The organism is Pseudomonas sp. MEJ108, from assembly GCF_030208985.1.
Classification (GTDB): domain Bacteria; phylum Pseudomonadota; class Gammaproteobacteria; order Pseudomonadales; family Pseudomonadaceae; genus Aquipseudomonas; species Aquipseudomonas fragariae.
Window position 1 is genome coordinate 91273 of record NZ_JARVSW010000019.1, and the last position, 12810, is coordinate 104082.

At 59.3% G+C, this 12810-nt stretch carries 14 protein-coding genes; 8 read left to right on the plus strand and 6 right to left on the minus strand.

Annotated features, from left to right (window positions below; genetic code table 11):
* The first annotated feature begins 93 nt into the window (after positions 1-93).
* Positions 94-1488 (plus strand): Si-specific NAD(P)(+) transhydrogenase, encoded by a 1395-nt coding sequence (gene sthA, locus QRN50_RS10385; RefSeq protein WP_003436620.1) that lies wholly within the window; start codon positions 94-96, stop codon positions 1486-1488.
* Between the two features lie 42 nt (positions 1489-1530).
* Here sthA and QRN50_RS10390 read toward each other — a convergent pair whose 3' ends face one another.
* Together QRN50_RS10390 and QRN50_RS10395 are read right to left on the minus strand one after the other, a co-directional pair.
* Complete coding sequence (locus QRN50_RS10390; protein WP_003405702.1) at positions 1531-2253, minus strand: glycerophosphodiester phosphodiesterase; 723 nt, start codon at positions 2251-2253, stop codon at positions 1531-1533.
* Between the two features lie 41 nt (positions 2254-2294).
* Positions 2295-2882, minus strand: a complete 588-nt coding sequence (locus QRN50_RS10395; protein ID WP_003405698.1) for a PilZ domain-containing protein — start codon at positions 2880-2882, stop codon at positions 2295-2297.
* Positions 2883-2984: 102 nt separating this feature from the next.
* On the opposite strand from QRN50_RS10395, the gene QRN50_RS10400 reads away from it, so the two are divergent.
* From QRN50_RS10400 to queF, 4 genes are all read left to right on the plus strand, one after another.
* Positions 2985-4235, plus strand: coding sequence for a lipoprotein-releasing ABC transporter permease subunit (locus QRN50_RS10400; RefSeq protein ID WP_003405692.1), 1251 nt, complete (start codon positions 2985-2987; stop codon positions 4233-4235).
* A 7-nt stretch (positions 4236-4242) separates the two neighbouring features.
* Positions 4243-4926, plus strand: a complete 684-nt coding sequence (gene lolD, locus QRN50_RS10405; RefSeq protein ID WP_172452211.1) for a lipoprotein-releasing ABC transporter ATP-binding protein LolD — start codon at positions 4243-4245, stop codon at positions 4924-4926.
* 75 nt (positions 4927-5001) lie between these two features.
* Positions 5002-6246: a lipoprotein-releasing ABC transporter permease subunit gene (locus QRN50_RS10410; RefSeq protein WP_003405690.1), complete on the plus strand. Its 1245-nt coding sequence runs from the start codon at positions 5002-5004 to the stop codon at positions 6244-6246.
* Positions 6247-6376: 130 nt separating this feature from the next.
* A complete protein-coding gene (gene queF, locus QRN50_RS10415; protein WP_024650963.1) occupies positions 6377-7207 on the plus strand; it encodes an NADPH-dependent 7-cyano-7-deazaguanine reductase QueF in 831 nt (276 codons plus the stop codon).
* 250 nt (positions 7208-7457) lie between these two features.
* On the opposite strand, the gene QRN50_RS10420 is transcribed toward queF, so the two are convergent.
* Positions 7458-7727 (minus strand): DUF4404 family protein, encoded by a 270-nt coding sequence (locus tag QRN50_RS10420; RefSeq protein WP_032655219.1) that lies wholly within the window; start codon positions 7725-7727, stop codon positions 7458-7460.
* Between the two features lie 103 nt (positions 7728-7830).
* A complete protein-coding gene (pcrP, locus tag QRN50_RS10425; protein WP_003407024.1) occupies positions 7831-8439 on the minus strand; it encodes an HAD superfamily inactivated hydrolase PcrP in 609 nt (202 codons plus the stop codon).
* Between the two features lie 198 nt (positions 8440-8637).
* Here pcrP and QRN50_RS10430 point away from each other — a divergent pair, with 198 nt between their 5' ends.
* Positions 8638-9339, plus strand: coding sequence for an MlaA family lipoprotein (locus QRN50_RS10430; protein ID WP_003407022.1), 702 nt, complete (start codon positions 8638-8640; stop codon positions 9337-9339).
* An 88-nt stretch (positions 9340-9427) separates the two neighbouring features.
* Here the strand turns inward: QRN50_RS10430 and QRN50_RS10435 are convergent, their stop codons facing one another.
* Positions 9428-9727, minus strand: coding sequence for a PilZ domain-containing protein (locus QRN50_RS10435; protein WP_003407020.1), 300 nt, complete (start codon positions 9725-9727; stop codon positions 9428-9430).
* Positions 9728-9994: 267 nt separating this feature from the next.
* On the opposite strand from QRN50_RS10435, the gene rssB reads away from it, so the two are divergent.
* The gene (gene rssB, locus QRN50_RS10440; RefSeq protein ID WP_003407019.1) at positions 9995-11179 is read left to right on the plus strand and encodes a two-component system response regulator RssB; all 1185 of its coding nucleotides are present in this window, start codon (positions 9995-9997) and stop codon (positions 11177-11179) included.
* On the plus strand, positions 11176-11661 hold the full coding sequence (gene rssC, locus QRN50_RS10445; protein WP_003315067.1) for an anti-sigma factor antagonist RssC: 486 nt from the start codon (positions 11176-11178) through the stop codon (positions 11659-11661). Before rssB ends, rssC begins: the two co-directional genes overlap by 4 nt.
* Before the next feature lie 85 nt (positions 11662-11746).
* Here rssC and tal read toward each other — a convergent pair whose 3' ends face one another.
* Complete coding sequence (tal, locus tag QRN50_RS10450; protein WP_011267310.1) at positions 11747-12688, minus strand: transaldolase; 942 nt, start codon at positions 12686-12688, stop codon at positions 11747-11749.
* Positions 12689-12810 lie beyond the last annotated feature (122 nt).

Consider the following 12810-nt stretch of genomic DNA (forward strand, 5'->3'; position numbering starts at 1 on the left):
TAATCTTCGCCGCCTCGGTGCAGCGCTAGACTGCGCCGCGTGATTTAGCCAGAGATGCCAAAGTGGCGCCTCGGTCTGTTTAAAGGAGTACGCATGGCTGTCTACAACTACGACGTAGTGGTACTGGGTTCCGGCCCTGCCGGAGAAGGCGCGGCAATGAACGCCGCCAAGGCGGGGCGCAAGGTCGCCATGGTCGACAGCCGTCGGCAAGTGGGCGGTAACTGCACCCATTTGGGCACCATTCCGTCCAAGGCCCTGCGTCACTCGGTCAAGCAGATCATTCAGTTCAACACCAACCCGATGTTTCGTGCCATCGGCGAGCCGCGCTGGTTTTCGTTTCCGGATGTGTTGAAAAACGCCGAAATGGTCATCTCCAAGCAAGTGGCCTCGCGCACCAGTTACTACGCCCGCAACCGCGTCGACGTGTTCTTCGGCACCGGCAGTTTTGCCGACGAGACCAGCATCAACGTGGTCTGCACCAACGGTGTGGTGGAAAAGCTGGTGGCCAACCAGATCATCATCGCCACCGGTTCGCGCCCCTATCGGCCGGCCGACATCGATTTCAGTCACAAGCGCATCTACGACAGCGACACCATCCTCAGCCTGGGCCATACCCCGCGCAAGCTGATCATTTATGGCGCCGGTGTGATCGGCTGTGAATACGCCTCGATCTTCAGCGGCCTTGGCGTGCTGGTCGAACTGGTGGATAACCGTGACCAGTTGCTGAGCTTCCTGGATTCGGAAATCTCCCAGGCGCTGAGCTATCACTTCAGCAACAACAACGTCATGGTTCGCCACAACGAAGAGTACGAGAAGGTCGAAGGCCTGGATAACGGCGTTATCCTGCACCTGAAGTCCGGCAAGAAGATCAAGGCCGATGCCTTGCTGTGGTGCAACGGCCGTACCGGCAACACCGACAAGCTGGGTCTTGAGAACATTGGTCTGAAAGCCAACGGTCGTGGTCAGATCGAAGTGGACGAGACCTACCGCACCAGCGTTTCCAACGTCTACGGCGCAGGCGATGTGATTGGCTGGCCAAGCCTGGCCAGTGCTGCTTACGACCAGGGTCGTTCGGCCGCGGGCAGCATGGTCGACAATGGCAGCTGGCGTTATGTCAACGATGTGCCGACCGGGATCTACACGATTCCCGAGATCAGCTCGATCGGCAAGAACGAACACGAACTGACGCAGGCCAAGGTGCCTTACGAGGTGGGCAAGGCGTTCTTCAAGGGCATGGCGCGCGCGCAGATTTCCGGTGAGCGGGTCGGGATGCTGAAGATCCTGTTCCACCGCGAGACGCTCGAGGTGCTGGGCGTGCATTGCTTCGGCGACCAGGCGTCCGAGATCGTGCACATCGGTCAGGCAATCATGAGCCAGCCGGGTGAAGCGAACACCATGAAGTACTTCGTCAACACCACGTTCAACTACCCGACCATGGCCGAAGCCTATCGGGTAGCCGCATACGACGGCCTCAACCGGCTTTTTTAAGCGACTCCGGCCGGTGGCCTGAGCCGGCCGGGGAGACCGATTTCAGTGATTCCCGAGCGTGGCGGTGGCCAAACCGGGAAAGTCTGTAATCAGGCTGTCGACGCCGAAATCAGCGAGCCTGCGCATCAGTGCAGGCTCGTTGACTGTCCATACCGACACATGCAGGCCCTGACGCTGTGCTTTCTGCAGGCGCTCCGGGGTACACAGTGTCCAGTTCAATGCCAGAATTTCACAGCCGTAGCTCTGGGCGACCTTCAACGGGTCGAGCCAGGCGTACTCGGCTACCAGCCCGCGCGAGATGTCCGGCGTCAGGTCCAGAGCGGCGCGCAGCACTTCGCGTGAGCTGGAGGTGATCGTCACCTTGTCCAGCAAGCCATGGCGCTGAGCCATTTCACGAATCGCCAGCACGGTATTGGCGGCGCGAGTGCGTGAGGCGCTTTTGACTTCCAGCTGCCAGTGCTCGAAAGCGCATTGTTCGAAGAGTTCTTCCAGGCGTGGAATCGGGCACGGCGAGACCCAGCCGGGGCCACCCTTGCGCGCGTCATAGGTCACCAGGTCGGCGGCCAGGTGTTCATTGACCTTGCCGCGCCGGTCGGTGGTGCGCTTGAGGGTCGGGTCATGAATGACCATCAACTCTCCATCCTTTGAAAGATGCAGGTCCAGTTCACAGCGGCGCACGCCGTGCTTGAGGCATTCCTGAAAGCTGGTCAGGGTATTTTCCGGTGCTTCGCCCTTGGCGCCGCGGTGGCCGTAGATAAGGGTCACGTTTACTCCTGGCTACTGATAGTGATAAAGGGGCCGGGCGTTCAATTTCCGGAGGGCTGGCCTTGTTCCAGCGCCTGACGCCGCTGCTGAGCCTGACGCTGCAATACATGGCGGGCGAGTAACTGGCGCTGCGCATCCGGGAGATTGACGAACTCGGTACTGATATAGAAATTGCCGTCGGCCAGCGTGTCGCATTGCGAAACCCTGGCGCGCAGCATCAGACCCGCGGCCTGGGGCATGAGCACCATCTTGATCGACAGTTGTTCGCCGACGGCAAAAGCCTGTTGCGAATTGAACTGAATCCCGCCTTCAGACAGCTTGACCGGCTGAGGCGCGCCCAGCTTGCCCAGTGCGGTGTGGGCAACCACTTCGCCCAGCAGGTCGATGCGCTTGCTCAGCGACTTGAGAAAACTGTTCAGCACCCGGTCGCGCTCGTCGAGCTGGCGCATCAGATGCTGCGACTCGAACTCGCTGACATGCAGCTCGCTGAGCAGGTCGAACAGCGTCGAGGTGTCCTGCATGGCATCCTGGCTTGCCTGGTCGGCGGCAGACAGGGGGTTAATTTCCAGTGCGACGCTGTCGTCGATACGGTAGTATTCGCGGCGTCCTGCTTCATCTAATGTCGACATGGCGAACCCAAGCTAGCGGCGGTGGTCAGAGAGTTTCGAGTGTAAAGCTGCACGTCAAGGCCCGCCACACGGACGTCCTCATTCCTGCGAACAAATTCCTACATGTTCAGACCTCTTTTTGTATTTATCGGCACGCGCTACACCCGTGCGAAGCGACGCAATCATTTTGTTTCCTTCATCTCCCTGACCTCCATGATCGGCCTCGCCCTGGGCGTTGTGGTCATGATAGTCGTGTTATCGGTGATGAACGGTTTCGATCACGAAATGCGTACCCGCGTGCTCGGCATGGTGCCGCACGCGACCATCGAATCGGCTGACCCGATCACCGACTGGCGCGGTCTGGCCGCGAAGGTTCAGGAAAACCCGCAGGTGCTGGCCGTTGCGCCGTTCACCCAGATGCAGGGCTTGCTGACCCACGACGGCAAGGTCCAGAAAGTGCTGCTCAACGGTATCGACCCGCTTGAAGAGCGCAAGGTCTCGATCATTGACCACTTCATCAAGCAGGGCCAGCTCGACAGTCTGTCGCCCGGCAGCTTCGGCATCATGATCGGCGACAAGGCCGCGGCCAAGCTGGGCGTCGGCATCGGCGACAAGCTGACCTTCGTTGCGCCTGAAGTGACGGTGACGCCAGCCGGGATGTTCCCGCGCATGAAGCGCTTCGAGGTGACCGGCATCTTTCACGTCGGCGCCGGCGAAATCGACGGCTTCCTGGGGCTGACCAACCTTGATGACCTGGGCCGTCTGCACCGCTGGAAGCCCAATCAGGTGCAGGGCCTGCGTCTCAAGTTCGACGACCTGTTCGCCGCGCCACGCACTTCGTGGGAAATCGCGCAGAAGCTGGGCGAAAACAATTTCTACTCGCGTGACTGGACGCGCACCCACGGCAACCTGTATCAGGCGATCCGCATGGAAAAAGCCATGATCGGTCTGTTGCTGCTGCTGATCGTGGCGGTGGCGGCCTTCAACATCATTTCCACGCTGGTGATGGTGGTCAATGACAAGAAGGGCGACATCGCGATTCTGCGTACCCTGGGTGCTACGCCGCGACAGATCATGGCGATATTCATGGTCCAGGGCACGGTGATCGGCGTGGTTGGCACGCTGATCGGCGCGGCACTGGGGATTCTGGCGGCGCTCAATGTCAGCGCAGCCATTTCCGCACTCGAAGGGCTGATCGGCCACAAGTTTCTCAACGCCGACGTCTACTTCATTGATTACCTGCCTTCGCAACTGATGGCCCAGGACGTGTTCCAGGTCTGTGGTGCAGCGTTGGTCCTGAGTTTCCTCGCCACCCTGTATCCCGCCTGGCGTGCTGCGCGCACCCAGCCGGCGGAGGCGTTACGTTATGAGTGAGTCGGGCATGTCTGATAAAGCAGTATTGAGTTGCCGCAACCTGGGTAAATCCTACGAGGAAGGCCCGGAGTCGGTGGTGGTGTTGTCCGGCCTGCAGCTGGAATTGCACCCTGGCGAGCGTGTCGCGATCGTCGGCAGTTCGGGGTCGGGCAAAAGTACCTTGCTCAACCTGTTGGGCGGTCTGGACACGCCGTCCGAAGGCAGTGTCTGGCTGGCGGGCGAAGAGTTGTCGGCGCTGGGCGAAAAGGCTCGCGGCCTGCTGCGTAACCGGGCGCTGGGCTTCGTCTACCAGTTCCACCACCTGCTGCCCGAATTCACCGCGCTTGAAAACGTCTGCATGCCGTTGTTGATCGGCCGTACGCCGATCCCCGAAGCCCGCAAGCGCTCCACTGCATTGCTGGAGCGTGTCGGCCTCGGTCATCGTCTGGCGCACAAGCCTTCGGAGCTGTCTGGTGGCGAGCGTCAGCGCGTGGCGATTGCCCGCGCCCTGATCAATCAGCCGGGTCTGGTGATGCTTGACGAGCCAACCGGCAACCTCGATCACCACACCGCGCAGGGCATTCAGGACCTGATGCGTGAATTGAGCACGTCATCGCGCACGGCGTTTCTGATCGTGACCCACGACATGAGCCTGGCCCGGCAAATGGACCGTGTCCTGCGTCTGGAAGACGGCCGCCTCGTCGAGGCCTGATCGACCCGGCCCGGCGCAATTCATCGCGTCGGGTTCCAGTTTTTATACGGTGTATTTTTCCACGGTGCTTCGCGAATGTTCAGACCGTTACCCATCTTCATCGGCATGCGCTATACCCGCGCCAAACGCCGCAAAAGCTTCATCTCGTTCATTTCGATGACCTCGATGATCGGTCTGGCACTCGGTGTCCTGGCGATGATCGTGGTGCTGTCGGTCATGAACGGTTTCCAGCGGGAAATGAGCTCGCGGATTCTCGGCATGGTGCCGCACGCGGTGATTGCCGGTAGCACTCCGGTCGATGACTGGAAACCGCTGGCCGACGCGGCGCTGAAAAACCCTGAAGTGACCGCTGCCGTGCCGTTCACCGACATGGAAGGCATGCTCTCCTACAAGGGCTCGATGCAGCCGATCCAGATCAGCGGCGTAGACCCGGCGCTGGAACATGAGGTGTCGATCGTCACGCAGCACATCACCCGCGGAAACCTCGAAGACCTCAAGCCGGGCGAGTTCGGCGTAGTGCTCGGCGACATCACCGCGCGCCGCTTTCGCCTGAGCATCGGCGACAAGCTGACCCTGATCGTCCCGGAAGTCAGCAGCGCTCCTGGCGGCATCACGCCGCGCATGCAACGCCTGACCGTCGTGGGTATCTTCAAGGTCGGTGCCGAACTGGATGGTTCGATGGGCCTGATCAACATCGCCGATGCGGCGCAGATGCAACGCTGGCAGCCCAATCAGGTTCAGGGCGTGCGGCTGGCGCTCAAGGATCTGTACAAGGCACCCCAGGTGTCCACCGCCATTGCCGCCGGTCTGGGTGAGGGCTATCGCGCCGATGACTGGACCCACACCCAGGGCAGCCTGTTCAGCGCCATGAAGATGGAAAAGACCATGATCGGTCTGTTGCTGCTGATGATCGTCGCCGTGGCAGCGTTCAACATCATTGCCACGCTGATCATGGTGGTCAACGACAAGGGCGCAGACATCGCCATACTGCGCACCATCGGCGCCACGCCGCGGCAGATCATGGCGATCTTCGTGGTTCAGGGCACCGTCATCGGCATCGTCGGTACCTTGATCGGCGGCATCCTGGGGATTATTGCGGCGCTGAACGTCAGCAGCCTGGTGGGCTGGGTCGAGCGGGTCAGCGGTCAGCACATCTTCAGTTCCGATGTGTATTTCATCAGCAACCTGCCTTCCGAACTGCAGGCCGGTGACGTGCTGTTGATCTGCAGTGCCGGGTTTATCCTGAGCTTTCTGGCGACCATCTACCCCGCATGGCGCGCCGCGCAGATCCAGCCAGCGCATGCACTGCGTTACGAGTGACAGGGCCTGAGTCACCTTCGTCGAGGCCGCAGGGCGGCCTGCGAGGGTGGCGGGGCAGAGCGGATTTTCGCTGAAAGCCGCAGGCAAACGCTATAAACTCGCTGCGTTCATTCATGATCCAGGTATCGCCATGCATCCCGCAGCCGAACACTCGCCGCTGGGCAAGTCCAGTGAATACATCGCCACCTACACGCCGTCTCTGTTGTTCCCGATCCCGCGTGCCGCCAAATGGGCCGAGCTTGGGCTCACCGCGCAGACGCTGCCTTATCAGGGTGTCGATTTCTGGAATTGCTACGAGCTGTCGTGGTTGCTGCCTTCCGGCAAGCCGGTGGTGGCCATTGGCGAGTTCAGTATCCCGGCCGAATCGCCGAACATCATCGAATCGAAGTCATTCAAGTTGTACCTCAATTCGTTGAATCAGACGGCTTTCGCGACCGTCGAACAGCTGCAGACCACCCTCGAACAGGATCTCTCGGCTGCTGCGGGCAAGCCGGTTGGCGTGCGTATTCGCAGCCTGGCGGAAATCGAAGAGGAGGGTGTTGCTGCGTTGCCGGGCGTGTGTATCGACGACCTGGACATCTCGGTCAGCAGCTACGACCGACCGCAGCCCGAGTTGCTGCGTTGTGATGACTCGCGGGTGGTGGAAGAGAGCGTGCATAGCCATCTGCTCAAATCCAACTGCCCGGTCACCAGCCAGCCTGACTGGGGCAGCGTAGTGGTCGAATATCGCGGCGCAGCGCTGGATCACGCCAGCCTGCTGGCGTATATCGTCAGCTTCCGCCAGCACTCGGATTTTCATGAACAGTGCGTGGAAAGAATCTTCCTCGACCTGCAGCGCCTGCTCAAGCCGGCGAAGCTCACTGTGTATGCGCGCTACGTGCGCCGCGGTGGGCTGGACATCAACCCGTACCGCAGCACTGAAACGCTCGACGTAGACAACCGCAGGCTGGCGCGGCAGTAGTGTCTGAGGCCCGCGGAGCGGACGCAGAGCGTCCGGAGCGACATTCCCACGCGGAGCGTGAGGAACGATAGGTGTGTGGTCATCAGCGCAGGTGCAGCGCGTCGGCGCCCACTGGCTGACGTTTCCAGGTTCAGGATTATCGTGCCGACGCTCCGCGTCGGCATGCATTGGGTGACGCTCTGCGTCACAACTCCGCCTCGCACCGCGCATCAGCGGCCGGGCGCAGAGCGTTCAGAACGGCATTCCCCAATCAGACCCCGATATTGCCCAGCGTCTGCACGATGTTGCGCAAGGTCCCGGCAATGGTCGGATGCTCCAGCTCGAAACGCTCGACGGCCAGATTCACACCATCAGCCAGGCTGCTGTCCTGCTCGTGGGTGGCCTGTTCCAGCTGAATTTTAGTTTCAATTTGTTGCATGAGTTCGCGCAGATTTTCCCGCTCGGACTCTGACATCGGCGGGTTGTGCTCCAGTTGCTCGCGCAGGGTATCGAGTTGTTCTTGCAGTTCGCGGGCAGGCATGAGGTGCTCCTTGATTGATAAGTCTGTCTCATGGACTTCGCCGAAGAGCTAAAGGTCCATGTTCACTCAAGACTAATCCAGTCTGCACCTGGCTGCATATGTATCAGGGTTTTTCGCCTTTGCTGCGACGCAGTGCGATGTCGGCCAGGCAGGATTCCAGTTCGCCCAGGTGGTCGATCACCGAATGCACCCCCAGCGAATAGAGTTTGAGTGTGGCCTGCGCGCGTCGCCGTTCGCGTTCGGCATCACTGAGTGCCTGCCATTGTGAAGGCGAGAGCCCGCACAGTGGGCCGCAGGATGCCAGGCCAATGGTCCACAGCCCGGCGTTCAGCCCGGACTGCAACAGGCGCGGGTCGCCGCTGATCAGTACGCAGCCATCCAGGTGGCTGACTTTCAGGGCCATCAATGCCATCCAGCAGGCATCCGGGGCGGGCCAGCCTGCGGTCGGGCGTGGGGCGGGAATCATCCAGTCACTCACCGGTGCAGCCAGTGCAGCGCTCACGTTTTCAGGCAGTTCATCGAGCCAGGCGCAAGGCATGCTCTGGTCACGCAGGGTCTGCAGAATAGCCTTTGCACCCGGTGTGAGCTGCGTGTGCTCATGGCCGGGTGCGCGCGAGTTTGCGGCCTGCGCACCGAAGTCCACCAGGCAGCCGCTAAGGCCGAACAGCAGGGCAGGGAAGGTTGGCAGAGGCGTGAGGACCGGGGCGAGCATGAGGATCTCTCTGAAATATCGAGAAACGCTACCGATCTTTTGTGACACTTCGATGAAGGTGCGATGACGGAGTTTATCCGGAACCCTTTGCTGACAGACCTGCCTTATTCTCGACAGAAGGCTTTATACTCCCTGTCCTAGCGTGTGGGGCGTAGCACCCGCGTCATTATTTCGATATCTCGATCAGGAGTGTCAGCTATGCCCGTGACCGGTGCAGGCTTTATCAAACGTTTGCTGCAATTGTCCCTGTGTGCCGGCATCGCGCTGGTGCCGGTGGCCGTGCAGGCCGCTGAAGATGATCCGTGGGAAGGCATCAACCGTCCCATTTTCAAATTCAACGATATCCTTGACGCTTACACGCTCAAGCCGTTGGCCAAGGGATATCAGTACATCGCACCGCAATTCGTCGAAGACGGTATCCATAACTTCTTCAGCAACATCGGCGATGTCGGCAATCTGGCGAACAACGTGCTGCAAGCCAAGCCTGAAGCGGCTGGCGTCGACACTGCGCGTCTGATCGTCAACACCACCTTCGGCCTGCTGGGCTTCATCGACGTGGGCACCCGCATGGGCCTGCAACGCAATGATGAGGACTTCGGTCAGACGCTGGGCTACTGGGGCGTGCCGAGCGGCCCGTTCGTGGTCATTCCGTTGCTGGGGCCAAGCACTGTACGTGATGCAATCGCCAAGTACCCGGACACCTACACCTCGCCCTACCGCTACATCGATCACGTCCCGACCCGTAACACCGCACTGGGCGTCAACCTGATCGATACACGTGCCAGCCTGTTGTCTGCCGAGCGCATGGTAAGCGGTGATCGCTACACCTTCATTCGCAATGCCTACCTGCAGAACCGCGAGTTCAAGGTCAAGGACGGCAAGGTCGAAGACGATTTTTAATCGCTACCTTGCATCGGCTTGAATCAATAAAGGCGACCTTGGGTCGCCTTTATTATTTTGTAAAAGTGTGAACCTGTTCCGCCCGTTTTCACTTCATCGAGATGATTGAAAGCCCCAGTTTCTGTCCACCACCTTCTTCATCATTCACCCAGACCACCTCGGTTTCGGCTTCAAGCCCCTTGAGCGCAGGATGGTCGGAGTCAATGCTCACGCTGAGTTTGTCTCCCACCTGGAACGAGCGTGGCGCCTGAACCTGCATGCCCGAGCTGGAAAGGTCAATGCACACGGCGGGAATCACTTGGCCGGCATGGATCAGGTTGACGTCTGCATCGACGCGCATGCGGATGTAATCCCGTTTTTCCTCGTAGTCGCGATCATTTCGACTCATGTACAGTCCTTCGTTTTAGTTGCTGATTTGTGAGTTCTTATAACTCTGGGTGATTTGCGATGTAAAGAGCGCAAAGTGAGGGTAGGAGCATGCTTGAAACACCCGTCGGATGGGAGTACCGTCTGCGCCTTGAAGGGCACCTCTGAAACACGACAGACTTATCAAGTTGTTGCGTGTTATTGCGGAGAGGCTAGAAGCGAATCCAGTAAGCGGGTTCCGGTAATCCCGGGCCGCCTACGCCAACCTGATCTGGCGCCGTTTGCCCCCATGCCAAAAACCAGTGCCAAGCTGCTGATTATCGATGACGACGACGTAGTGCGCGCAAGTCTTGCCGCCTACCTTGAAGACAGTGGCTTCAGCGTTCTGCAAGCGAGTAATGGCTTGCAGGGAATTCAGATATTCGAGCAGGAGAACCCCGATCTGGTGGTCTGCGATCTACGCATGCCACAGATGGGCGGGCTTGAGCTGATCCGTCAGGTGACGGCCATTGCTCCGCAGACGCCTGTCATCGTCGTCTCCGGCGCGGGCGTGATGAGCGATGCAGTCGAAGCTTTGCGTCTCGGCGCTGCCGACTACCTGATCAAGCCCCTCGAAGATCTTGCTGTACTTGAGCATTCGGTGCGTCGTGCGCTGGATCGGGCTCGCCTGCTCACTGAAAACCAGGTCTATCGCGAAAAGCTGGAAAAGGCCAATCGCGAACTCGAAGCCAGTCTTCATCTGTTGCAGGAAGACCAGGACGCGGGTCGGCAAGTGCAGATGAACATGCTGCCGATCACGCCGTGGTCAATTGACGCGTTCAAGTTCGCGCACCAGATCATTCCATCGTTGTACCTGTCCGGCGACTTTGTCGATTATTTCAGGGTCGACGAACGGCGCGTCGCCTTCTATCTGGCTGATGTTTCAGGGCATGGTGCGTCATCGGCGTTCATCACCGTACTGCTGAAGTTCATGACCACTCGGCTGCTGTTCGAGTCCAAGCGTGGCGGCACGCTTCCGGAATTCAAGCCGTCTGATGTGCTGGGGCATATCAACCGTGGCCTCATCAGTTGCAAGCTGGGCAAGCACGTTACGATGGTCGGCGGTGTCATCGACGAAGAGTCAGGTAAACTGACGTACGCAGTGGGCGGACATCTGCCATTGCCTGTGTTGTATTCCGAAGGGCAGGCGCATTATCTGGAAGGTCGTGGACTCCCGGTAGGGTTGTTCAACGAGGCCACCTATCAGGATCACGAAATCGATCTGCCCGAGTCCTTCAGTCTGACCATGTTGTCTGATGGCATACTGGACTTGTTACCCGGTGATACACTCAAAGAGAAAGAAGCCGTCCTTCCCGAATTGGTCAAGGCGGCTGGCGGCAGCCTGGATGGCTTGCAGCGGGTTTTTGAATTGGCAACGCTAGGGGAGATGCCGGATGATATCGCCTTGTTAGTGTTAAGCAGGAATCTTGAATGAGTACCGGTAGAATCCAGTTCGCCGAGCAGGAAGGCACCTTCGTTCTCAAGTTCGTGGGTGAAGTGCGGTTGACGCTGTGTTCGGCCCTGGATGCGACTATCGAGCGCATCTTCACTGCGCTGAATTTCTCGGCGGTGGTCATTGATCTGACCGAGACGCGCAGCATTGACAGCACCACGCTTGGCTTGCTGGCCAAACTGTCGATTCTGTCGCGCCAGAAGGTAGGCCTGTTGCCGACCCTTGTGACCACTCACGAGGACATCACGCGCCTGTTGCAGTCGATGGGCTTTGACCAGGTCTTCAACATCGTTGACCGGCCTCTGCCGCGGCCTGAGTGCCTGACTGATCTGCCTTCACAGGACCAGTGCGAAGAAGTGGTGAAAGCCAAGGTGCTCGAAGCGCACAAGATCCTCATGGGCCTCAACGACTCCAATCGTGAAGCGTTCCATGATCTGGTCAATGCACTGGAAGGTCAGCGCTAGGCATCAGTTGCGTCTGTCTCTTTGATCTCAGAACGGCAGGCAGCAAAAAGGGCGACACCTGCGAAGGTGTCGCCCTTTTTCATGTTCAGGCTTTTTTGGCGGAGAGCAGTGCTTCCAGCTTTTCCTGATCGCGAGCGAACTGGCGAATACCTTCAGCCAGCTTTTCAGTAGCCATGGCATCTTCGTTGGAAGCCCAGCGGAACTGGCTTTCGGTCAAGTTCTTGACCGTATCCGAACGTTTCTCACCTGCTTTATCCGGGGTAAGCTTACGCTCCAGAGTGCCGGTATCTTCCGCCAGCTTCTTGAGCAGATCGGTGCTGATGGTCAGGCGATCACAACCGGCCAGCTGTTCGATCTGGTTCAGGTTGCGGAAGCTCGCACCCATGACCACGGTCTTGAAGTCGTTGGCCTTGTAGTAGTTGTAGATGCGCGTTACCGACTGCACGCCCGGGTCTTCTGCGCCGGTGTAGTCGGTGCCTGTCGACTTCTTGTACCAGTCGTAGATACGGCCCACGAACGGCGAAATCAGGAACACCCCGGCCTCGGCGCAGGCGACTGCCTGGGCGAAGGAGAACAGCAAGGTCAGGTTGGTCTGGATGCCATCCTTCTCGAGTTTCTCAGCTGCGCGGATACCTTCCCAGGTGGCGGCCAGTTTGATCAGCACCCGATCACGCTTGATGCCTGCGGCGTCGTACAGACCGATCAAACGCTCACTGCGCTCGATTAGCGCGTTGGTGTCGAACGAGAGGCGTGCGTCCACTTCAGTGGATACGCGGCCCGGAACCACCTTGAGAATCTCCTGACCGATGGCGACTGCAAAGCGGTCGCAGGCCAGGCCGATGTCGCCCTTGCTACCGTCGAACGCTTCGCCCAGCATCTTGGCGTTGTTTGCGTCGGAAGCGGCCTTGAGCAGCAGGGAAGGGTTGGTGGTGGCGTCCTCGGGTTCGAGGCTCTTGATTGCGCCGAAGTCGCCGGTGTCAGCAACAACGGTGGTGAATTTCTTGAGTTGATCCAGCTTGGAAGTCATGAGCGTGCTCTGTCCTGTGCGGTTGGATGACATTACCCGAGCGCTGTCGACCACTCAAGGCCGCAGCGTTTACTGCTGCCGATGATAGGCCTTGAGGGACGGCATTGTCGTGAATACCTTTG

Coding starts and splice junctions, on each gene's coding strand:
- sthA (WP_003436620.1), top strand. CDS start 94: ATGGCTGTCTACAACTACGACGTAGTGGTACTGGGTTCCGGCCCTGCC.
- QRN50_RS10395 (WP_003405698.1), bottom strand. CDS start 2,882: ATGTCGACATTAGATGAAGCAGGACGCCGCGAATACTACCGTATCGAC.
- QRN50_RS10400 (WP_003405692.1), top strand. CDS start 2,985: ATGTTCAGACCTCTTTTTGTATTTATCGGCACGCGCTACACCCGTGCG.
- lolD (WP_172452211.1), top strand. CDS start 4,243: ATGTCTGATAAAGCAGTATTGAGTTGCCGCAACCTGGGTAAATCCTAC.
- QRN50_RS10410 (WP_003405690.1), top strand. CDS start 5,002: ATGTTCAGACCGTTACCCATCTTCATCGGCATGCGCTATACCCGCGCC.
- queF (WP_024650963.1), top strand. CDS start 6,377: ATGCATCCCGCAGCCGAACACTCGCCGCTGGGCAAGTCCAGTGAATAC.
- QRN50_RS10420 (WP_032655219.1), bottom strand. CDS start 7,727: ATGCCTGCCCGCGAACTGCAAGAACAACTCGATACCCTGCGCGAGCAA.
- pcrP (WP_003407024.1), bottom strand. CDS start 8,439: ATGCTCGCCCCGGTCCTCACGCCTCTGCCAACCTTCCCTGCCCTGCTG.
- QRN50_RS10430 (WP_003407022.1), top strand. CDS start 8,638: ATGCCCGTGACCGGTGCAGGCTTTATCAAACGTTTGCTGCAATTGTCC.
- QRN50_RS10435 (WP_003407020.1), bottom strand. CDS start 9,727: ATGAGTCGAAATGATCGCGACTACGAGGAAAAACGGGATTACATCCGC.
- rssB (WP_003407019.1), top strand. CDS start 9,995: ATGCCAAAAACCAGTGCCAAGCTGCTGATTATCGATGACGACGACGTA.
- rssC (WP_003315067.1), top strand. CDS start 11,176: ATGAGTACCGGTAGAATCCAGTTCGCCGAGCAGGAAGGCACCTTCGTT.
- tal (WP_011267310.1), bottom strand. CDS start 12,688: ATGACTTCCAAGCTGGATCAACTCAAGAAATTCACCACCGTTGTTGCT.